General features: G+C 66.7%; 23 protein-coding genes and 1 pseudogene. 19 read left to right on the forward strand and 5 right to left on the reverse strand.

The features are described from left to right. Positions 1-3 precede the first annotated feature (3 nt). The 6 genes from gluQRS (at position 4) to WKW79_RS18875 (ending at position 4,629) form a co-directional block, all read left to right on the forward strand. On the forward strand, positions 4-897 hold the full coding sequence (gene gluQRS, locus WKW79_RS18850) for a tRNA glutamyl-Q(34) synthetase GluQRS (RefSeq protein WP_340336706.1): 894 nt from the start codon (positions 4-6) through the stop codon (positions 895-897). After that, positions 867-1,634: a tRNA (guanosine(46)-N7)-methyltransferase TrmB gene (gene trmB / locus WKW79_RS18855; protein ID WP_340336707.1), complete on the forward strand. Its 768-nt coding sequence runs from the start codon at positions 867-869 to the stop codon at positions 1,632-1,634. Before gluQRS ends, trmB begins: the two co-directional genes overlap by 31 nt. A 21-nt stretch (positions 1,635-1,655) precedes the next feature. Further along, positions 1,656-2,546: a DMT family transporter gene (locus tag WKW79_RS18860; protein WP_340336708.1), complete on the forward strand. Its 891-nt coding sequence runs from the start codon at positions 1,656-1,658 to the stop codon at positions 2,544-2,546. A gap of 28 nt (positions 2,547-2,574) precedes the next feature. Beyond that, positions 2,575-3,540: a DMT family transporter gene (locus tag WKW79_RS18865; protein ID WP_340336709.1), complete on the forward strand. Its 966-nt coding sequence runs from the start codon at positions 2,575-2,577 to the stop codon at positions 3,538-3,540. 139 nt (positions 3,541-3,679) lie between these two features. Continuing rightward, a complete protein-coding gene (locus tag WKW79_RS18870) occupies positions 3,680-4,150 on the forward strand; it encodes a PaaI family thioesterase (protein WP_340336710.1) in 471 nt (156 codons plus the stop codon). Continuing rightward, a complete protein-coding gene (locus tag WKW79_RS18875) occupies positions 4,147-4,629 on the forward strand; it encodes a PaaI family thioesterase (protein ID WP_340336711.1) in 483 nt (160 codons plus the stop codon). Before WKW79_RS18870 ends, WKW79_RS18875 begins: the two co-directional genes overlap by 4 nt. A gap of 32 nt (positions 4,630-4,661) precedes the next feature. Here WKW79_RS18875 and WKW79_RS18880 read toward each other — a convergent pair whose 3' ends face one another. After that, positions 4,662-5,066, reverse strand: a complete 405-nt coding sequence (locus WKW79_RS18880; protein WP_340336712.1) for a response regulator — start codon at positions 5,064-5,066, stop codon at positions 4,662-4,664. A 261-nt stretch (positions 5,067-5,327) separates the two neighbouring features. Here WKW79_RS18880 and WKW79_RS18885 point away from each other — a divergent pair, with 261 nt between their 5' ends. Together WKW79_RS18885 and WKW79_RS18890 are read left to right on the forward strand one after the other, a co-directional pair. Continuing rightward, complete coding sequence (locus tag WKW79_RS18885; RefSeq protein ID WP_340336713.1) at positions 5,328-6,365, forward strand: AraC family transcriptional regulator; 1,038 nt, start codon at positions 5,328-5,330, stop codon at positions 6,363-6,365. A 173-nt stretch (positions 6,366-6,538) separates the two neighbouring features. After that, positions 6,539-7,087, forward strand: coding sequence for a phosphatase PAP2 family protein (locus WKW79_RS18890; RefSeq protein ID WP_340336714.1), 549 nt, complete (start codon positions 6,539-6,541; stop codon positions 7,085-7,087). Positions 7,088-7,116: 29 nt separating this feature from the next. Here the strand turns inward: WKW79_RS18890 and WKW79_RS18895 are convergent, their stop codons facing one another. Further along, positions 7,117-7,752 (reverse strand): OmpA family protein, encoded by a 636-nt coding sequence (locus WKW79_RS18895; RefSeq protein WP_340336742.1) that lies wholly within the window; start codon positions 7,750-7,752, stop codon positions 7,117-7,119. Positions 7,753-7,925: 173 nt separating this feature from the next. On the opposite strand from WKW79_RS18895, the gene WKW79_RS18900 reads away from it, so the two are divergent. The 3 genes from WKW79_RS18900 to WKW79_RS18910 are packed head-to-tail and all read left to right on the forward strand — an operon-like array spanning position 7,926 to position 9,491. Next, positions 7,926-8,837 carry a CoA transferase gene (locus WKW79_RS18900; protein ID WP_340336715.1) on the forward strand — a complete coding sequence of 304 codons (912 nt, stop codon included), beginning with the start codon at positions 7,926-7,928 and terminating at the stop codon, positions 8,835-8,837. Between the two features lie 58 nt (positions 8,838-8,895). Beyond that, complete coding sequence (locus WKW79_RS18905) at positions 8,896-9,273, forward strand: GNAT family N-acetyltransferase (RefSeq protein WP_340336716.1); 378 nt, start codon at positions 8,896-8,898, stop codon at positions 9,271-9,273. An 8-nt stretch (positions 9,274-9,281) separates the two neighbouring features. Further along, positions 9,282-9,491, forward strand: coding sequence for a hypothetical protein (locus WKW79_RS18910; protein WP_340336717.1), 210 nt, complete (start codon positions 9,282-9,284; stop codon positions 9,489-9,491). On the opposite strand, the gene WKW79_RS18915 is transcribed toward WKW79_RS18910, so the two are convergent. Continuing rightward, the gene (locus WKW79_RS18915; protein WP_340336718.1) at positions 9,451-10,380 is read right to left on the reverse strand and encodes a pseudouridine synthase; all 930 of its coding nucleotides are present in this window, start codon (positions 10,378-10,380) and stop codon (positions 9,451-9,453) included. The two genes, WKW79_RS18910 and WKW79_RS18915, sit on opposite strands and share 41 nt — an antisense overlap. Before the next feature lie 73 nt (positions 10,381-10,453). Here WKW79_RS18915 and WKW79_RS18920 point away from each other — a divergent pair, with 73 nt between their 5' ends. From WKW79_RS18920 to WKW79_RS18930, 3 genes are read left to right on the forward strand one after another with little or no spacing between them, the layout of a single operon-like run. Then, the gene (locus tag WKW79_RS18920; protein WP_340336719.1) at positions 10,454-10,891 is read left to right on the forward strand and encodes a universal stress protein; all 438 of its coding nucleotides are present in this window, start codon (positions 10,454-10,456) and stop codon (positions 10,889-10,891) included. Continuing rightward, entirely contained in the window at positions 10,892-11,398 is a 507-nt protein-coding gene (locus WKW79_RS18925; protein ID WP_340336720.1) for a hypothetical protein, read from the forward strand. It begins immediately after the preceding gene. Positions 11,399-11,412: 14 nt separating this feature from the next. Further along, positions 11,413-12,780, forward strand: coding sequence for a GAF domain-containing protein (locus WKW79_RS18930; RefSeq protein WP_340336721.1), 1,368 nt, complete (start codon positions 11,413-11,415; stop codon positions 12,778-12,780). 3 nt (positions 12,781-12,783) lie between these two features. Here WKW79_RS18930 and WKW79_RS18935 read toward each other — a convergent pair whose 3' ends face one another. Then, the gene (locus tag WKW79_RS18935; protein ID WP_340336722.1) at positions 12,784-13,500 is read right to left on the reverse strand and encodes a hemerythrin domain-containing protein; all 717 of its coding nucleotides are present in this window, start codon (positions 13,498-13,500) and stop codon (positions 12,784-12,786) included. A 223-nt stretch (positions 13,501-13,723) separates the two neighbouring features. Between WKW79_RS18935 and WKW79_RS18940 the strand changes: the two genes are divergently transcribed. From WKW79_RS18940 to WKW79_RS18950, 3 genes are read left to right on the forward strand one after another with little or no spacing between them, the layout of a single operon-like run. Next, positions 13,724-14,425 (forward strand): phosphatase PAP2 family protein, encoded by a 702-nt coding sequence (locus WKW79_RS18940; protein ID WP_340336723.1) that lies wholly within the window; start codon positions 13,724-13,726, stop codon positions 14,423-14,425. A 60-nt stretch (positions 14,426-14,485) separates the two neighbouring features. Continuing rightward, positions 14,486-14,725, forward strand: a complete 240-nt coding sequence (locus tag WKW79_RS18945) for an acyl carrier protein (RefSeq protein WP_340336724.1) — start codon at positions 14,486-14,488, stop codon at positions 14,723-14,725. Then, on the forward strand, positions 14,722-15,951 hold the full coding sequence (locus WKW79_RS18950; protein WP_340336725.1) for a beta-ketoacyl-[acyl-carrier-protein] synthase family protein: 1,230 nt from the start codon (positions 14,722-14,724) through the stop codon (positions 15,949-15,951). The genes WKW79_RS18945 and WKW79_RS18950 overlap by 4 nt, the downstream gene beginning before the upstream one ends. A gap of 22 nt (positions 15,952-15,973) precedes the next feature. Here the strand turns inward: WKW79_RS18950 and WKW79_RS18955 are convergent. Beyond that, positions 15,974-16,069, reverse strand: a pseudogene (locus WKW79_RS18955) (integrase); the annotation flags it as partial. 347 nt (positions 16,070-16,416) lie between these two features. Here WKW79_RS18955 and WKW79_RS18960 point away from each other — a divergent pair. After that, complete coding sequence (locus tag WKW79_RS18960) at positions 16,417-16,911, forward strand: hypothetical protein (protein WP_340336726.1); 495 nt, start codon at positions 16,417-16,419, stop codon at positions 16,909-16,911. A 492-nt stretch (positions 16,912-17,403) separates the two neighbouring features. Continuing rightward, positions 17,404-17,949, forward strand: coding sequence for a GFA family protein (locus WKW79_RS18965; protein ID WP_340336727.1), 546 nt, complete (start codon positions 17,404-17,406; stop codon positions 17,947-17,949). Positions 17,950-18,070: the final 121 nt, after the last annotated feature.

Here is an 18,070-nt window from a genome sequence, read left to right on the forward strand (position 1 = left end):
GGGATGCATCCGACCGGTCGATTCGCCCCCTCGCCCACCGGCCCGCTGCATGCGGGTTCGCTGGTGGCCGCGCTGGCAAGCTGGCTCGACGTGCGCGCACGCGGGCCACAGGCGAAGTGGCTGGTGCGCATCGAGGACGCCGATACAGAACGCTGCCTGCCCGGCATGGGCGACACGATCCTCGCTCAACTCGCGGCCTGCGGCCTGGTGCCGGATGCGTCGCCGGTCTGGCAGACGCAGCGCGTCGCGCTGTATCAGCAGGCGCTGGACCAGTTGCATTCACAGAACGCTGCATACCCCTGCGCCTGCTCGCGCAAGGACATCGAGCATGCGCTGACACGCCTCGGCCTTGTGCACGAGCGTCACGGAGAGCGCGTCTACCCCGGCACCTGTCGGAACGGCCTGCACGGCAAGCCCGCCCGTGCCTGGCGCTTCCGCGTGCCACCGGGTGGCGTGCGTTGGACCGACCGCCGAATGGGCGCGCAACACCAGGACGTGGCCACCGAGGTCGGCGATTTCATCCTCAGGCGCGCCGACGGCCCCTGGGCCTATCAGCTCGCGGTCGTGGTCGACGATGCGGACCAAGGCATCACGGACATCGTCCGCGGCGAAGACCTGGCCGACAACACGGCCCGCCAGATCCAGTTGCAGCGCGCGCTCGGCCTGCCGACGCCGACCTACCTGCACACACCGTTAGTGCTGGCCGCCGATGGCCAGAAACTCTCGAAGCAGAACGGCGCCGAGGCGCTGGACACGCGCACGCCCGACGCCGCATTGGCCGCGCTCAACGCCGCCGCCGCCGCGCTCCGCCTGCCCGCCGGCAGCGCGACGAACATCCCCGAAGCCCTGGCCGCCTGGGTGCCCGCATGGCGCGATCTCTACAATCCGGCCCCGTGAGCCAAGCCCCATCCACCCCCCAAGACCACCCGCCCGCCCCCGGCGAAGACGACAAGCCGCATCCCCTGCACCGCCGACTCAAGAGCTTCGTCAAGCGCGGCGGCCGCACCACCGAAGGCCAGGCCAAGGCCTACGAGGACTTCGGCCCCCGGTTCCTGCTCCCCTACCGCGAGGCGCCACTCGATTTCGACGCCGCCTTCGGCCGCCATGCGCCCACGGTGTTGGAGATCGGCTTCGGCATGGGCGAGGCCACGGCGCATATCGCCACGGTACTGCCCGACCACAACTTCCTCGCCTGCGAGGTGCATGAGCCCGGCGTCGGCAAGCTGCTCAAGCGCTGCGGCGAGCAAGGCATCGGCAACATCCGCATCGTGGCCCATGACGCGGTCGACGTGCTCGACCACATGATCCCTTCCGGCTCACTGGCCGGCGTGCATGTGTTCTTCCCGGACCCGTGGCACAAGAAGCGCCACAACAAGCGCCGCCTTTTGCAGACACCCTTCGTGCGCAAGCTGGCCGAGCACTTGGCGCCCGGCGGTTACCTGCATTGCGCGACCGATTGGCAGCCCTATGCGGAACAGATGCTGGAAGTGCTCTCGGCCGAACCGCTATTGCGCAACACCGCGACCGACTACGCGCCCAAGCCCGACTACCGGCCTCTGACCAAGTTCGAGAACCGCGGCCTCAAGCTCGGGCACGGCGTGTGGGACCTGGTGTTCGTGAAGCAGGTCGGATGACGATGACCTTGCAGGCCGCCTGTGGGTGAGCTCGCAGGCGTCCTGGCGGCGATGCTGTCGAGCGGCCTCGGCGGCACGGCCATCGGCGCGACGCGCTACCTGATCGGGCTGACCGATCCGCTCACGCTCGGTGCCTTTCGATTCGGCATCGGCGTCGTGCTGTTGCTGCCCGTCGTGCTACTGCGGCGCGAGCGCTGGCCGGGTGCGCGGGACTGGCCCGCGGTCGCGGCGCTGGGCCTGCTGTTCTTTGCGCTGTTTCCTTTGCTGTTCAACGCCTCGCTGATCCACACCACGGCCGCACGCGGCGCTCTGGCGTTGTCGACGCTGCCGGTCCTGACCATGGTGATCGCCGCGCTGTTTGGCGTGGAGAAGCTCACGCGGCGCAAGTCCACCGGTGTACTGATCGCGATGGGCGGCGTTGCGCTGGCGCTGGTCGCCGGACTCGCGAACGCGCCGCCGGGCGCCTGGCACGGCGACCTGCTGATGGTGGCTGCCGCGCTGTGCATGGCGCTCTACAGCGTGAGCGCCAGGCCGTTGATGGCGCGCTCGGGGCCGGTGGCGTTCACCTGCTTTGCCATGGGCGTGGGGGCGGTGTGCCTCGGCGCCATCGCGGCCTGGCGCGGCGGCTTTGCCTCGGTGGCGCACTTCGGCGCGGCGCAGTGGTGGGCGCTGCTCTACCTCGGCGTCTTCGGCGGCGCCGTCGTCTTCATCCTCTGGGCCTATGCGCTGGAACGCACCACGCCAACGCGCGTCGCAATCTCGATCACGGTCAATCCCATCATGGCTTCGCTGGTGGGCGCGCTGCTGCTGCACGAGCCGATCGGCTGGAACCTCGTGGCCGGCCTGCTCGCCGTGTTCCTCGGCATCTGGATTGCAACGACCGGCGGACGCACCGCGGTCGCGCAAGCCTGAAGCCCTTCCTCTCTCCGGAATCCAACTCTTGTCTGCACGCAACGATCACCCCATCCTCACCAACCGCAAGGTCGTGGTTCTCCTGGCCCTGTTCTGCTGCGTGCTGTGGGGCAGTTCCTTCCCGGCCATCAAGAACGGCTATGCGCTGTTCGGCATCGCGCCGGTCGATGTGCCGACCAAGCTCGTGTTCGCAGGATGGCGCTTCGTGCTGGCCGGTGCACTGCTGCTGGCCTACGCAGTGCTCAGCGGCAAGCGCGTGGGCGGCTTCTCGCGGCGCACGCTGGGCCAGTTCGCCATCCTCGGCATCACGCAAACCACGCTGCAGTACGTCTTCTTCTACATCGGCCTGGCCTACACCACCGGCGTGAAGAGTTCGATCATGAATGCCACCGGCACCTTCTTCAGCGTGCTGCTGGCGCACTTCATCTATCACAACGACCGGCTGAGCTTCCACAAGCTGCTGGGCTGCATCGTCGGCTTCGTCGGCGTGATGGTGGTCAACGTCGGCGCCGGCCTGGGCGGAATGTCCTTCGACTTCACGCTGCTCGGCGAAGGCTTCATCGTCATCGCGGCGCTGGTGCTGGCGGCGGCCAGCATCTACGGCAAGCGCATCTCGCAGGGCATCGATCCGATCGTCATGACGGCCTGGCAGATCGTCATCGGCGGGGCCGCGCTTCTGGCCGGCGGCTATGCCACGGGCGGCGCCCTGACCGGCTTCACACCGGCGTCGAGCGCGCTGCTGGCCTACCTGGCGCTGCTGTCCTCGCTGGCCATCTCGATCTGGAGCCTGCTGCTCAAGTACAACCGCGTGAGCATGATCACGGCGTTCAACTTCATGGTGCCGGTGTTCGGCGCCGTGCTGTCGGCCGTGTTCCTTCACGAGAGCATCCTGGAATGGCGCAACGCCGTGGCGCTGGTGCTGGTGTGCTGGGGGATCTGGCTTGTAAGCAAGGAGCCGGCGGCGGATTCGCGGCGGGAAGTGGCGACGACGTAGATCCCGCCCGACCCAGTCGCTGAGCGCGCAACGATTCGAAGCCGCAGGTCCGCGCTCCCCGATGCTTTCTTGCAAAGCTGGCGACAGCCGCCCCTTCCGTTGCATGCCATCATCGGTTCCTCCACAGCCCCCAGATTTCATGACATTGCAAGAGTCCAGCAGCGCAGCCATGAAGGGCCGCGACTACGCCGAGCTGTTCGCCCGGCGCATTCCGCATGGCCACGACATCGGCATGCAGGTCGAGGACGCGAGCGCGGACGGCAAGACGCGGATTCGGCTCGCTCCGCAGCCCCACCTCGCGGGCGACAACGGCGGCGCCTTCTTCTTTCCCGGCGTGCTCTTCAGCCTGGCCGATTCGGCCAGCGGCCTGGCGGTGATGCGCTCGCTCGAACGTATCGTTCCCATTGCCACGCTCGACATGCGCATCGACCATCTCGCACCGGCCACGATGGATGCCGACCTGCGCGCCGAGGCCGAGTGCTACCGCATGACCCGCAGCGTGGCCTTCACCCGATGTGAGCTGACGGCCGGCCCCGCATCGAAGCTGGTCGCCATCGTGATGGGCACTTTCATGCTGTCATCGAGCACGCCGCGCGGAGCCCGGCCATGACGCAGGAACTTGAATCCGGCGAGGCCGGCGCGCAATCCCTGCGCGACCGAACCGCAGCGAACCTGGAGGCGATGCCCTATTGCCGCCATCTCGGCATTCGCCTCGCGCCCGACGCACAGGATGGCGCGCCAACCTTCCACCTGCCCTTCGACCCCCGGCTGATCGGCAATGCCTCGCTGCCCGCGATCCATGGCGGCGTGCTGGCCACGTTCATGCAGGCCTGCGCACTGGCAGCCACCAGCGCCGCGCTGGGTAACCAGGTGCCACCCAAGCTGGTCGATTTCTCGCTCGACTACCTCAGTTCCGCCGGCCCGTCGGATTTGTACGCGCAATGCGAGATGCACCGCGTCGGCCGGCGCATCGCCGCCGTCGGCATCCGTTGCTGGCAACGCAGCGCGGACGAGCCCGTGGCGCTGGGCCGCGCGCATGTGTACGTGGCGGCATCCTCATCCGATGCGTCGGTGACTCTGCCCGACTAGAAGGGCCCCGCACCGCGAGCCGGGGGACAAGCTCAGCCGTCGCCCCGCGGTGGCAACGACCTCGTCCGATCCGGCAACCCGAGCGCCCGATGGATCTTGCCGATCAGGCGCGGAATGTCGAGGGGCTTGGTGTCGACATCGTTGCAGCCCGCGTCGAGCGCGCGTTCACTCTCGTCGGGCACGCCCTGCGACGTCAACGCGATGATCGGGATCGATTGCGTGCCCGGGTCCGCCTTCAGCCGGCGTGCCGCCTCCCAGCCGTCGATGTCCGGCAGGCTGCAATCCATGAGGATGATGTCGGGCGACTCCATGCGCGCCCGCTCGATGGCCCCCGCGCCGTCGCTGGCCACGCTGATCTCGAAGCCCTGCCGCACCAGGCGGCGCGAGAGCGCGTCGCGCTCCGAATCGTTGTCCTCGACGATCAGCACGCGCGGCATGAGACTCTCCCGCATGACGCAAGGGTTCGGCACGCGGGCGCACCGGGCACGCACCCGGATCGACCTCGATGACAGCGTCCTTGGGTCATACAGAAAGTAATACTTGTGTTGATATGCAGACACAGATTAAGCTTTCCGCGGGGAGCAAGACTGTCCGCAGCCGCCAATCCACTCGCTTTTCGCGCCAAGCGTGAATGAGGTTCGTGGCCGGACCTTTCGAATCAAGGCTTGTCCGTCGTGGCGTCCTGCGCTCCTCTGCCGTTGAACATCCTCCATGGCCTGCAGAAGGCCGGTATCGATCTCGCCGAAGTTGCGGCACGTGCCCACCTCGCCGTCGAAGACCTGAAGAAGCCACTGAGCGACGAACAAGCCGATCGCTTCCTTACCGTCGCTTACGAGACCATCGGCGATCCTGCTGCAGGGCTTGCGCTGGGCATGCAGATGCGGCCCGAGCTGTTCGGCGTGGTCGGCTTCTCGGCCATGACCTGCCCCGATCTGGGCACGGCGCTGGCGCGTATCGTCCGCTACACCGCGCTGGTATCGGCTTGCGACGTGGAATTCATGCAGGACGCCGGCGAGGCCGAGATCCGCATGCACTACAGCGGACCGCAGCGCCCCTACAGCCGCTGCCGCATGGACATCCAGATGGGCGCGCTGTTGAGCTTTGGCCGCCTTTTCACCGAACAGCCGATCACGCCGGTGCGCCTGACCTTGCGCGGTGAGCGCCCGCCCTACCATGCCCGCTACCCGGAAGTCTTCTCCTGCCCCGCGCTGTTCGAGCAGCCACACGATGCCATCGTGCTCCGCCGCGCCGACCTCGACCTGCCGCTGGTCAGTGCCAATCCGCAGGTCACGGCGCTGTTCGACGATGCGGCCGAACGCGAGCTGCTCGCCCGGCGCCTGCCGCGCGACATGACCAAGGCCGTGCGCGACGCGCTGCGCGAGATGCTCCGCGGCGAGTTGCCCACCATCGAGCAGGTGGCCAGCAAGTTGTGCGTCAGCGAGCGCACCCTGCAGCGGCGGCTGGCGCGGGAGGGTGCGCAATTCACGGCCCTGCTGGACGACGTTCGGCTCGAAATGGCGCGCCACCACCTGGCGGCCGGCCGGGCCAGCCTGACCGAGATTGCCTACCTGCTGGGCTTTGTCGACCCCAACTCCTTCTTCCGCTCCTTCAAGCGCTGGACCGGGCAGACGCCGGACGTCTATCGCAGCGGCGCCGCGCATCCGGCGCTGCGACTGCCCTTGGGCACGCATGCGTCTGGCAGCCCGTGGCCGGCGCCATCTGCCGGCTCCGCCTGAACGCCTGCCGTGGCCAGGCCGCGGGCGGTATTCGCGGTATTGACACGTGTGACACCTTGCTGATCGGTTTCTGAACGGGCGATTCATCCTGCGGTCACGCGCGGGCCATAGCCTGCTGGCATGCAATCCGCCCGACGACATGGAATGCGTCCCGTCCCAAGGTACCGCGCCCGGTGAATCTCCTCAACCAGCAACTCTTTCTGTGGATCGGTGGCGGCTTTTCGCCGAACGCTGAGCTACTCTGGCTGGCCATGCAATTGGCCGTTGGAACTTCCTGGGTGATGGCCGGCACGATTGCCGTCGCGGCCTGGCGGCGTCGCGCCGACCGGTACTACATCCTCGCGGCCTGCCTGCTGACCATGCTGGCGGGCACGCTGTCGCAAGAGATTGCCGACGTGCTGGAGCACCCCCGGCCGTTCATGCTCGGGCTGAGTCCGCCGTGGATCGCGCACGGTTACCGCGGCTCGCTGCCGAGCACCCACGCGAGCGTGATGTTCACCGCAGCCATGTGCTTCATGTACCGGCCGCGCCTGCGCGGGATCGGCTGGATCCTGGCTGGACTGGCGCTGCTCACCGGCTGGGCCCGCGTGTATGTCGGCGTTCATTTCCCGCTGGACGTGGTGGCCGGCCTGCTGCTCGGCAGCACGCTCGCCGCCGGCATGGCACTGGCCTGCCACTGGCTGCAACGCATTCCGACGGCCCGGCCGACGATGCCCGCCTGAAGCCCGGCCTTCCTTCCGGAGCCGGGACGCTACTGGGCGACCAGTTCGACGCGCCGATTCCTGGCCCGCCCCCGGCCGCTCTGGTTCGACACCACCGGCGAGAGACTGCCCAGGCCATTGGCGGTCAAGCGGTTGCGCGCAATCCCGTAATCCATCACCAGCGCAACGCAGATCGCGTGCGCCTGCCGCTGGCTGATTTCACGGTTGCTGGCCAACGAGCCGATGTTGTCCGTATGCACCGCGACGTGCAGGCGAAGTGCCGGCCGCTGTTTCATCAGCGTGCCGATCTGGTCGAGCGCGAGCTTGTTGGAGGGGAGAAGTTCATGCCGGGCGTCGAACAGGATGCCGCCGACCACCACCTTGCCATTTAGGTCGAGGCTGCGGCCCAGTTCCGTCGCACTGAGGACGGGCGGCAGGGAGGGTGGGAGTTGCGACGGCAGTTCGGAGCCCGGCGAATGCACGCTTCGCAAACCCGGCCGGGTGTCCAGCGGCAGATGGATCTCGTCGTAGCCAGCGTAGTCCCGAACGATCAGCACCTCGGCAGCCTGCGGACGTGCGCCGCCTCCGCTGCCTGAAGGCTCGGCGTCGGCGGACGGCGGATGGATGCCCAGCAGCACCAAGGCGAATGCCAACCCGGCAATCGGGTGACTGACGACACGGGACATGGTTTTCACGCGGCTCCCTGAAACGAATCAAACCGATTGTCACTCAGACATTCAGCGAGCCGACTCGGGCAAGAGCACGTTGCCAGAATGCTTTAATCGTCCGTCGCAGCGCCATTCCACGCTATAAAACTTGTAGCAACCAATACTTTGGGTTGATCCATGAAATGCATCCGATGACCGCCAAATTCTTCACAAACTCCAACAGCTTGCATGGCGTGCGCGTGCTGAGTCTTGCCCTCAACCTGCCCGGCCCGGCCGCGCTGATGCGTTGCCGGCAGATGGGGGCCACCTGCGTCAAGCTGGAACCGCCCGGCGCGCAAGGCCAACCATCCGACCCGATGGCGCAGTACGCGCCGGACGCCTACGCGCAACTGCACGAGGGCGTTCTGCATGTGGCGGCCGACCTGAAGACGGCCGAGGGACAACAGGCGCTGCATGCCGAACTCGCCCAGGCCGACGTGCTCCTCACATCGTTCCGCCCTTCCGCACTGGCCCGCCTCGGCATGGATTGGGAGGCGCTGCACGCGCGCCATCCGCGCCTGTGCATGGTCGCCATCGTCGGCGCTCCGGCGGAACGCGCCGAGGAGCCGGGCCACGACCTGACCTACCTCGCGGAAAGCGGGCTGATCACCGGCCTTGATCTGCCGCCCACGCTGTACGCCGACATGGCCGGCTCGCTGATGGCGAGCGAAGCGGTGCTGCAGGCGCTGCTGCAACGCGCGATGGCAGCCGACGGCGCGGGGGTTCGCATCGAAGTGGCCTTGTCCGAAGCCGCGCGCTACCTCGCGCTGCCGCGCCACTGGGGCCTGACCTTGCCATCCGCCCCGGTCGGCGGCGCGCATGCGGGCTATCGCATCTACCCGTGCGCGGATGGCCGCGTGACGATCGCCGCGCTGGAGCCGCACTTCGCGCAGCGCCTGGCCGTCGCGGCGGGCCTGGGTGCGGAAGGCGGCAAGGGCATGTTCCGCTCGTCCGTGCATGCGGGCATCGCGGCTTTTGTGGCGACGCTGACCTGCGACCAGTTGGACGCGCTGGCCCTGGCGCACGACATCCCGATGCACAGCCTGCGCGACGACGCACCCTGACACGGAACAGCATCGACCGGTATCGCCCGTCACCGCCTCCAGCGCCCCTGCATCTGAAATGACGACAACAACCAGCTTCTTCGACATCGACGCCGCAACGGAAGACCAGTGGGCCGCCTACCACCTCTACCGCCGGCTGCGCGCCGCCGAAGACACGCCCGACGAACCGGTGCTGAGCAACGCCGACTTCGAGCACCTCGTGCGCAGGCAGTGGCCGCTCGTTGAAACGCGGCGTTTCATCGCGCGGACGGGTGACAAAGTCATCGGCAACCTTTACCTCGAATCGCGCCGCAAGGGCTCGCCCGACTACGACACCTTCGCACCCTTCATCGGCATCGGCGGCGGCGTGTTGCATCCGCATCGCCGGCGCGGCGTGGGCACGGCGCTGCTGCGGTGGCACGCCGCTGGCGCGGCAAGGGCCTGGCCAGGAGCGTGAAGGCCGCGATGCTCCAGCTCGTGCAGGCGCGCTACCCGCAAGCGCGGATGATCGTCACGTCCAATGCCGAGATGAACGGCCCGATCCTGTCGATCAACCAGCGCCTGGGCTTTGTGACGCACCGGCGCAATGGGCACTACCAGATCGATACGGGATCGCTGCGCGACTTCCTGGCCCTCAGGCCGCCGCTGGCCAGCCTGTCAACGAACGCGCGCTGACGAATTCCCTTGCCGCGCCTGTGACCGGGTCGTCGAAGGCGAGCTTTCTCGCGAGCAGTTGCATCGGCCGCGCGAGGTCGTCGGGGCCGAAGGGCTTGAGCACCGGGTAGATCTCGTCATTGACGATCGGGACGCCGAGCGCGTTGCAATGCACGCGCAACTGGTGCTTGCGGCCGGTCACCGGTGAAAGCCGCAGGCGAGCATGTTCGTCTCGCACTTCGATCACGTCGATGCGCGTCTCCGAATTGGGCTCGCCGGGCACCTCCTGCGTGCGCATGAAGTGCGCGTCGGGCAGCAGCCGGCTCTTGTACGTGGCGGGCACCGTGGCGCCGGGTGGCCAATGCACGATGGCTTCGTATTCCTTGCGCATCGCACGATCGATGAACAGGGTCTGGTACTGCCCTCGCGTGGCCGGGTTGGCCGAGAACAGCACCAGCCCCGCAGTGGCCCGGTCGATGCGATGCAGCGGCACCAGCGCATCGATGCCAAGCGCCCGTTTCACGCGCACCAGCAAGCTCTGCTGCAGGTAGGGACCGGAGGGCGTGACGGGCATGAAATGCGGCTTGTCGACGACGATGAGATCGGCGTCCTGGTGCAGCACCGTTTCGTACTCCGGCAGGTCGGGCTCCGGCCCGAGCGAGCGGTAGTAGAAAAGCCGAAGGCGCGGCTGGTAGCGCCGCGTCGGCGTGACGGGTTCACCGCGCTCATCGACCACCGTGCGCTCTGCGATGCGCTCCAGCCAGGTGCCGCGTTCGATCGCCGGAAAGCGCTCCACCAGGAAGTCCAGCATCGTCGGCCAGTCGCCCTCCGGCAGCGCCACCACGCTCGGTCCGACACCTTCTCGCGTGGGCAAGGGCGCCCTGGGGCGTGTGGATGGCGCATTGGACATGGGGCTGACTCTAGCGTGACGCCGCACGAAGGCCGTCGTATCCTCATGCATCCACAGCTCCCGGGGGAAAGCGATGTTGAAGATTCTTCTGCCCATTGACGGCTCCGACGAGGCACTGGCCGCGGTGCGGCATGCGATCCGGCTCGTCGAGGAAGGGCTGAAGGCGAGCTTCGTGGTGGCCAATGTGCAGGCGCCGGCCAACCTCTACGAGATGGTGTCGGCGCCCGACATTGGCGTGCTGGAGGAAGTGAGCACGAGCGCCGGCACGCACCTGCTGGCATCGGCCGAAGCGCTGCTGCGGCATGCGGGCCTCGAGTTCGAAAGCGAGGTCGGCCACGGCGATCCGGGCCACACGCTGGTGGACATGGCCGAGGGCTTCGGCTGCGACATGATCATCATGCAGACCTCCGGCGCGAGCGACCTGCGCAGCGCGCTGGTGGGCTCGGTTTCGCATTCGGTGCTGCATGGGGCCAGCATTCCAGTGCTGCTGGTGAAGGCCTTCGGGGACTGAGTGACCCAGGCCCCGACCCTGCCCTGCGCACCGCTCACGCCCGAGTTCATCGCGATGGTGAACCGGGGCGTGTCGACCGTCGTCGCCTCGCGCGACGCGGCCATGCGGCCGAGCCTGATGCGGGCCATGGGCAGCTCGATCTCGATGGACGGTACGCGCATTACCGTGTTCGTGGCGCGCAGCCAGGGCAGGCAACTGTTGCTCGATGTGGCATCCACCGGGCAGATCGCCGTGGTGTTCAGCGACCCCGGAAGTCACCGCACGCTGCAGGTGAAAGCGGGCGCGGTCGACCTGCGCAATGCCGATGCGGGCGACACGGCCCTGCTGCGGCGCTACCTGCTGGCGATGGAGCGCGAGATCTGCGCCATCGGCTATCCCGTCAATGTGGTGGATGCCATGCTGGCCTGTCGGCTCGATGACCTGGTGGCCATCAGCTTCACCCCAGCCGCCGCCTTCGACCAGACGCCCGGCCCGCGCGCCGGCAGTGCGCTGGCGGCGACGAACTGAACACCCAGCACCCGATGACCACCACGACCACCATCGAGCTGTCCGCGATCCGTGGCTGCCTCGAAGGCGTGGTGCCGTCGATGATGGCGACCTGCGCACAGGACGGCACGCCCAATGTCGCGTACCTGTCGCAGGTCTGCTACGTGGACGATCGCCATGTCGCGCTGTCCTTCCAGTTCTTCAACAAGACGCGGCAGAACATCCTGGCCAACCCGTATGCATCGGCGCTGGTGATGCACCCGCGCACCGCAGCTTTCTACCGGCTGCACCTGCACTACCTGCGCACCGAAACCAGCGGCCCGACCTTCGAGAGCATGAAGGCGCAACTGGCTGGCATCGCCTCGCACACCGGCTTGGCCGGCGTGTTCAAGCTGCTGGGTTCCGACATCTACGAGGTGCTGTCCATCGAATGCGTGGACGGCTGCCCGCTGCCCGCGCCGCCGGCGCCAGCGATCGGACTGCTCGGCGCGTTGCGTCGTTCGGCCGAGCGGATGATGCGATGCAGCGGCACCGATGAACTGCTGCAGGCCACACTCGGCACCCTGCATGACCAGATGGACGTGCAGCACGCGATGGTGCTGATGCTGGATGCCAGCGCGCACCGGCTCTACACGGTGGCCAGCGCGGGCTATGCCACCTCGGGCGTGGGCTCGGAGATCGAGATGGGGCACGGCGTGATCGGCGTCGCGGCGCGCGAGTGCACGCCGGTGCGCATCAGCCACATGACCAACGCGGCCAGCTACAGCCACGCGGTGCGCAGCAGCATGCAACTGCTGGAGCCCGGCGTGGCGCTCGAGACCGACATTCCCTATCCCGGCCTGCCCGAGCCGCACAGCCAGCTGGCCGTGCCGATCGTCTCAACCGGCCGGCTGGTGGGCGTGCTGTTCGTCGAAAGCCCGCAGGACATGCGCTTCGGCCATGAGGACGAGGATGCGATGGTGGCCATCGCCGGGCAACTGGGCGCCGCGCTCGAACTGCTGCAGAACGCGGCCGAACCGGCCAGCGAGGCTTCGGTACAGGAAGCCCCGACACCCCGCGCGCAGGCGGCGGGCGAAGCCGCGCTGGAACTGCGCCACTACCGGGCCAACGACAGCGTGTTCATCGACGGCCAGTACCTCATCAAGGGTGTGGCCGGCGCCATCCTGTGGAAGCTGCTGCGCGACCACACCGGCCTGGGCCGCAGCGAGTTCAGCAACCGCGAACTGCGGCTCGACACCAGCATCGGCCTGCCCGACGTGACCGACAACCTGGAAGCGCGTCTGGTGCTGCTGCAGCGCCGGCTGGTGGAGAACAGCCCGCACATCCGCATCGAGAAGACCGGGCGCGGGCGCTTCAGGTTGCGCGTCGACCGACCGGTGAAGATGGTCGAGATGGGCTGCTAGCGACTACAGGCCCAGGCTCTTCAGGAGCTTGGCCCATTCATGTTCGCGCAGGTGCGGGCGCACCACCTGGAGCGCCGCCTCAAACGCGGGCGCGGGCGCGTGGGCCTGCATGTCACCGAGCATCGCCGCGCGTTGGGCCGGGTTGATCCATGGCACCATCCAGCGCACCGCGAACATCATTTCCTGCGGCGGGATCGAGGCCACCAGCGCGTTGTGGATCTCGACCAGCTCGGCGTCGGTGTAGCGGGCCCACAGCACCGCGTTGTGGGCCGTTTCCTCGATGTACATGTGTTCGTAATTGTGCGAGACGAACAGCGAGAGGCGGGCATAGAGCGTCGCGGCGGCCCGCGCCCGGTCTTCCGGTGCGCATTGGAGCAGGGCCGAACACATGTCGCCCAGCAGGCGGATCTCGCGCTCATGCTCTTCATGTTCATGCGCGATGACCCCGCTCGCACCTGGCGCGCGCGCCTCCAGCGCAGGGTGGATGAAGTTGTTCTCGTGGGTGAGGTGCGAGCGGCAGAAGTCGAGCAGTTCCATCACGCGCTGCGTGGTCTGCGCCAGCTCCAGCGCGTCGTCGCAGTCCATGCGGCCGACGGCCAACAGCGTGTCCGCCATCAGCGCGCGAAGGCCCTTGTGAATGCCCGCATACAGGTCGACACGCTGTCCTTGCGCGGCTGCGGCCTGCGCCACCTGTTGCAGTTCGTCGAGATCGTTCTTCATGGTGATCGGTCCTTCATTCAAGGTGGATGGAAGTGACGGGTGCCGGATGCGCCTGCCCCTTGAAGAGAAGTCTAGGAACGGGCGTGCGGCGGCGCTGCTAAGAAATGCCTAAGGGATTACTCAGAATTTCTTAAATGGGCTTGGCCTCGCAAGGGCTTGCGCGCGTTGCTGTCAGACTGGCGTCGCCCGTTCGGCATATGCTCGGACAGCCTCGACCCCGCACATGAACCCTTTGACAGACTCGCTCGGCATCCCCTCCCCTTCGCCCTGGAAAGCCGAGATGTGGCTGCGCTTTCGCAACCTGTTCTGGCTCAAGCTCGTGGGCACCACCGCCTGCACCTGGCTCTTCTTCATCGGCTACTTCCACCTGCTGCGCCATCCGGTCAACGCGGTGACGGAGATGCCGCTGACCGCGCTGGACCACCTGATCCCGTTCAGCCCGCAGTGGCTGGGGGCGTACCTGTCGCTCTGGCTCTACGTGGGTTTCGCGCCCGGCTTGCAGCGCAACTTTGCCGAGTTGCTGGTCTATGGCCTTTGGGTGGGCGGGCTGTGCCTGTCGGGCTTGGCGCTGTTCTACCTGTGGCCGACCGCGGTGCCGCCGCTCGGCTTCGACGTGTCCGGCTATGCCGGCTTTGCCATGCTGCAAGGCGTGGACGCGGCGGGCAACGCCTGCCCCTCGATGCACGTGGCGGTGGCCATGTTCACGGTGCTGCGGCTGGACGACGTGTTCCGGCAGGCGCGCACGCCGGTCGCCTTCCGGCTGGCCAACGCCCTGTGGTTCCTGGCGATCGTGTACTCGACCCTGGCGGTGAAGCAGCACGTGGCGCTCGACGCCCTGGCCGGCGCGCTGCTGGGCCTGGCCTTCGCACTGGCCTCGCTGCACTGGCGGCCCGCCCCTCATCGGATGGAAGCCCTTACGGCCTGAACGGATATCATCCGCTATCAATGACCAACAGGCCACGCACCGTGGCCACGCGATACAGGCATGAGTTCGCTGAAAGAATTGCAGGAACTGATCCACGAGAAGTACGGGATCGACACTTCCACCCTCGACCCGGACACCTCCTTGCGTGACAAGGGATTCGATTCGCTGGCACTGGTCGAATTCGTATTTGCCATCGAAGACAAGTTCGGCATCACCATGCCCGATACCGACACCGAGATCGACTCGCTGGCCAAGCTGGCCGACCTGGTCGACAAGCTCAAGGCAGCGCAACCCTCGTGAACGCGCGGGTCGACGTCACCGGCCTGGGTGTGATGGCGCCGCATGGCGCTGACGCCCAGCAATTGTTCGAGGCCCTGATGCGCGGCGAATCCGCTGTGCGCCCGGTCTTCCCGGACCTGCCCAAGCCCGCCGCCGCGGCCACCGTGGCCTTCGACGAGACGCGCTGGTTCACCAAGCTGCAACTGGCCGGCGTCGACCGGGTCAGCCAGTTGGCGGTAGCCGCGGCCGACCTGGCGATGCGCGATGCCAGCCTGTCCGATGGCAGCAGCAACACCACCTTCGACCCTGAACGCATCGGCGTTTACGTCGGCTGCGGCATGGGCGGCGCGACTGCGCTTGAATCGGCGTACCGCAGCGGCGGGCGCGTGCCGCCATTGACCATTCCGGCCTTCATGCCCAACGCGCCGGCCTCGCACATCGCGCTGCGCCAGCGCGTGCAGGGGCCGGTGCTGACGTACTCCGTGGCCTGCGCGTCGTCCGCGATTGCCATTGCTGAAGCGGCCAAGGCGGTGCAGCGAGGCGAGATCGACATTGCGATTGCCGGCGGCAGCGAAGCGCTGGTGGTTCCGGGCGTCGTGCTGGCCTGGCAGGCGATGCAGACGCTGGCCACCTTCCAGCCGGGCGAGGCGGCTTCGGCGGTGCGGCCTTTTGCGGCTGATCGCAGCGGCTTTGCGCTGGGCGAAGGCGCGGCTTTCATCGTGCTCGAATCGGCCGAGCGCGCCCGTGCGCGAGGCGCGCGCCGCTATGCGACGGTGGCCGGCTGGGGCTCGAGTTGCGACGCCACGCACCTGACCAAGCCCGACGCCGCGGGCCAGGCGCGCGCCATTCGCGCGGCGCTGAAACAGGCTGGATTGCAACCCCGGGACGTCGGCTACTGCAACGCGCATGGCACGGCCACACGCATCGGCGACGTGGTGGAGCGTGATGCGCTGGCCTCTGTGTGGGGTGAAGGCGAGGCCCTTGGCGACCTGCGCGTGAGTTCGACCAAGGCCTTGCACGGCCACTTGCTGGGCGCGGCTGGCGCGCTGGAAGCCGTGGTGACGGTGCTGGCGCTGCACAACCGGGCGTTGCCGCCGAATGCGAACTGCACGGCCGTCGAGCCGGCATGCGGCGGCATGAACCTGGTGCAAGGACCCATCACCGATGCGTCGCGGCTGGAAGCGGCGATCAGCAACTCGTTCGCCTTCGGCGGGACGAACTCGGTGCTGGTGTTCACGACGCCTTGACGCAGCGCTTGCCGGTTTTCTTTCAGAGGGAGTCGAGCGGGCTGAGCACGCCGCGGCCGCCCTTGTTGAGGACGTGCGTGGAGATCATGGTGGTGCTCACGTCACTGTGGCCGAGCAGGGGGCAGAGCGAATCTTTGGCAATGCGCCGTCCGACGGGCAGACGGGGCCATCCTTGCATTCGCATCGCGCCTAACCACGCGTTGCAGTGAACCGCCTTCGGCAATACGGCATCCTCGTTCCTGAGGATGACAGCTCCATCGCGCCGCGCTAGCCTTCCCGGCCGCAGATCAACATCGCGCCTGACTTGCGCTGCAGTGGACCGCCTTCGGCGTCCATTGAGTTTGTTCGCCGCCAAGCATTTCGGACATGCCAAAGATCAAAAATTCGCCGTCGCTTCAGTGACCTATCTTCTGCGGCGAGATGAAGCGACGGAACGCCGCCAACTTCAAAATGAGGGGTAAGGTCATGCATGTCGTATCCACTGTTCTCCGCCTTTCAACCGCCGCCGCGATGGCGCTTATGGCCGTGAGTGCCAGCGGTCAGCAGAATTCCTTCAGCTTCTCGTGTCAGAGCGTCGGTTCCAGCCCGCCCGAGCCACTTGGCGACCGCGAAGGGCATTCGATTTCTTCTGGCGAGATCAGCTGTCGTGCCGAAGGAGGCCCGCTGGTCGGCGGCGTGTTGACGGGTACGAACGTCTATGAATGGGAGAAGGGTGCGGGCGTCCTGCTCGCAGGCAGTGGCATCATCCGGAAGCCCGGCGCAACGACGGCCTACCGCGTCAATGAAGGGAAGATCGCGCTCATCGTGACCGATGGAAAAGTCACAGGAACAACTGGATCGGGCAAAGGGGTCTATACGCTTGCAAGCGGAAGTGCAGCCACCCTGGCCGGGAAGTCCTTCACGTACGCCACCCGACCAACGGCCCCCGGCCAATTTGCGATAGATGTCAAGGTGGACTGAACTGAGTGCACGAGCAAGGTCTGAGGCCCTTTGCATCGGCTTCGCGCGCCTCAGGCCGCAATCCGTAGTGGCATCCGAAATGACGCCCGACCCTTCGTTCCAGTGGACTTCGGTGGCCTCTGAACTCAACGTTGAGCCCCAAAGGCAAATGGATTCAGTAACTTGCATCATGGAACCAAAACCAGATGCGAAGACGCATCAGCAAGGCAACATGAATCGTGAAACTGGCAGCAGCACGTATCTTTGTTCGCGACATCTCTGAGGCGACCGTCTTCTACGAAGGACGGCTCGGTTTGCGCGTTGGCGCGAGAGCGCCGGAGGCTGACTACGTTGTTTTCGAGGCCGGTTCAGGATCCTTACGGCAATGAGCTGCAACTCGCACAGTATCCGGGTGCCCCCTGATCGGCCGCTCGGGCCAACGTCTGCCGGCCGGCCTCTGTCCGCAGCTCAGCTTCAACGTCAAGCATTCAGTCCACTTCGGAGAGATAGCCGATGACCGATCACACGACGACACTGACCTGTACCTGCGGGCAGGTGGCCCTGGCCGTTCTGGGCAGGCCCATCGTCAGTGCTGAATGCCTTTGTACCGACTGCCAGAACGCGGGTGCGTTCCTGCAGTCATTGCCTGGTGCACGGCCCACGCTGGACCAGAAAGGTGCCACGCGATTCGTGCTTTATCGAAAGGACAAGGTCCGGTGCGAGCAAGGGCAGGATCGTTTGCGAGAGCATCGGTTGTCGAAGGATTCCAAGACACGGCGCGTGGTTGCGATCTGCTGCAATACGCCCATGTTCCTGGAGTTCACCGATGGTCATTGGTTGAGCATCTACGGCGGTCTCTGGCCGGTGGCGAACTTGCCGCCACTCGAGATCAGGACGATGGCCCGTGATCGCCCCAAGGGCGTCGAACTCCCCGGCGATGTGCCCAATCCCGCAACCCACACAGTTTCCTTCTACATCAAGCTCTTTCGTGCCTGGGCGGCCATGCGATTTCGTGTGCCCAAGGTCGACTTTGTGAACGGCGAACTCGATGCCCGGTGATTCCTGCAACTGGACTTGACCCTGTTGCGCGGACGGGTTGGGACTTGATTTTCAAGTCGATCGATAGTCTGCAGCGCAGACTTGTCCACCGGCGGCGTGGCGCATGCCACGCAGACGCCGA

Source organism: Variovorax robiniae (genome assembly GCF_037889955.1).
Taxonomy (GTDB): domain Bacteria; phylum Pseudomonadota; class Gammaproteobacteria; order Burkholderiales; family Burkholderiaceae_C; genus Variovorax; species Variovorax robiniae.

Coding starts and splice junctions, on each gene's coding strand:
- gluQRS (WP_340336706.1), top strand. CDS start 4: ATGCATCCGACCGGTCGATTCGCCCCCTCGCCCACCGGCCCGCTGCAT.
- trmB (WP_340336707.1), top strand. CDS start 867: ATGGCGCGATCTCTACAATCCGGCCCCGTGAGCCAAGCCCCATCCACC.
- WKW79_RS18870 (WP_340336710.1), top strand. CDS start 3,680: ATGACATTGCAAGAGTCCAGCAGCGCAGCCATGAAGGGCCGCGACTAC.
- WKW79_RS18875 (WP_340336711.1), top strand. CDS start 4,147: ATGACGCAGGAACTTGAATCCGGCGAGGCCGGCGCGCAATCCCTGCGC.
- WKW79_RS18880 (WP_340336712.1), bottom strand. CDS start 5,066: ATGCCGCGCGTGCTGATCGTCGAGGACAACGATTCGGAGCGCGACGCG.
- WKW79_RS18895 (WP_340336742.1), bottom strand. CDS start 7,752: ATGTCCCGTGTCGTCAGTCACCCGATTGCCGGGTTGGCATTCGCCTTG.
- WKW79_RS18900 (WP_340336715.1), top strand. CDS start 7,926: ATGACCGCCAAATTCTTCACAAACTCCAACAGCTTGCATGGCGTGCGC.
- WKW79_RS18905 (WP_340336716.1), top strand. CDS start 8,896: ATGACGACAACAACCAGCTTCTTCGACATCGACGCCGCAACGGAAGAC.
- WKW79_RS18910 (WP_340336717.1), top strand. CDS start 9,282: ATGCTCCAGCTCGTGCAGGCGCGCTACCCGCAAGCGCGGATGATCGTC.
- WKW79_RS18915 (WP_340336718.1), bottom strand. CDS start 10,380: ATGTCCAATGCGCCATCCACACGCCCCAGGGCGCCCTTGCCCACGCGA.
- WKW79_RS18920 (WP_340336719.1), top strand. CDS start 10,454: ATGTTGAAGATTCTTCTGCCCATTGACGGCTCCGACGAGGCACTGGCC.
- WKW79_RS18930 (WP_340336721.1), top strand. CDS start 11,413: ATGACCACCACGACCACCATCGAGCTGTCCGCGATCCGTGGCTGCCTC.
- WKW79_RS18935 (WP_340336722.1), bottom strand. CDS start 13,500: ATGAAGAACGATCTCGACGAACTGCAACAGGTGGCGCAGGCCGCAGCC.
- WKW79_RS18940 (WP_340336723.1), top strand. CDS start 13,724: ATGAACCCTTTGACAGACTCGCTCGGCATCCCCTCCCCTTCGCCCTGG.
- WKW79_RS18945 (WP_340336724.1), top strand. CDS start 14,486: ATGAGTTCGCTGAAAGAATTGCAGGAACTGATCCACGAGAAGTACGGG.
- WKW79_RS18960 (WP_340336726.1), top strand. CDS start 16,417: ATGCATGTCGTATCCACTGTTCTCCGCCTTTCAACCGCCGCCGCGATG.
- WKW79_RS18965 (WP_340336727.1), top strand. CDS start 17,404: ATGACCGATCACACGACGACACTGACCTGTACCTGCGGGCAGGTGGCC.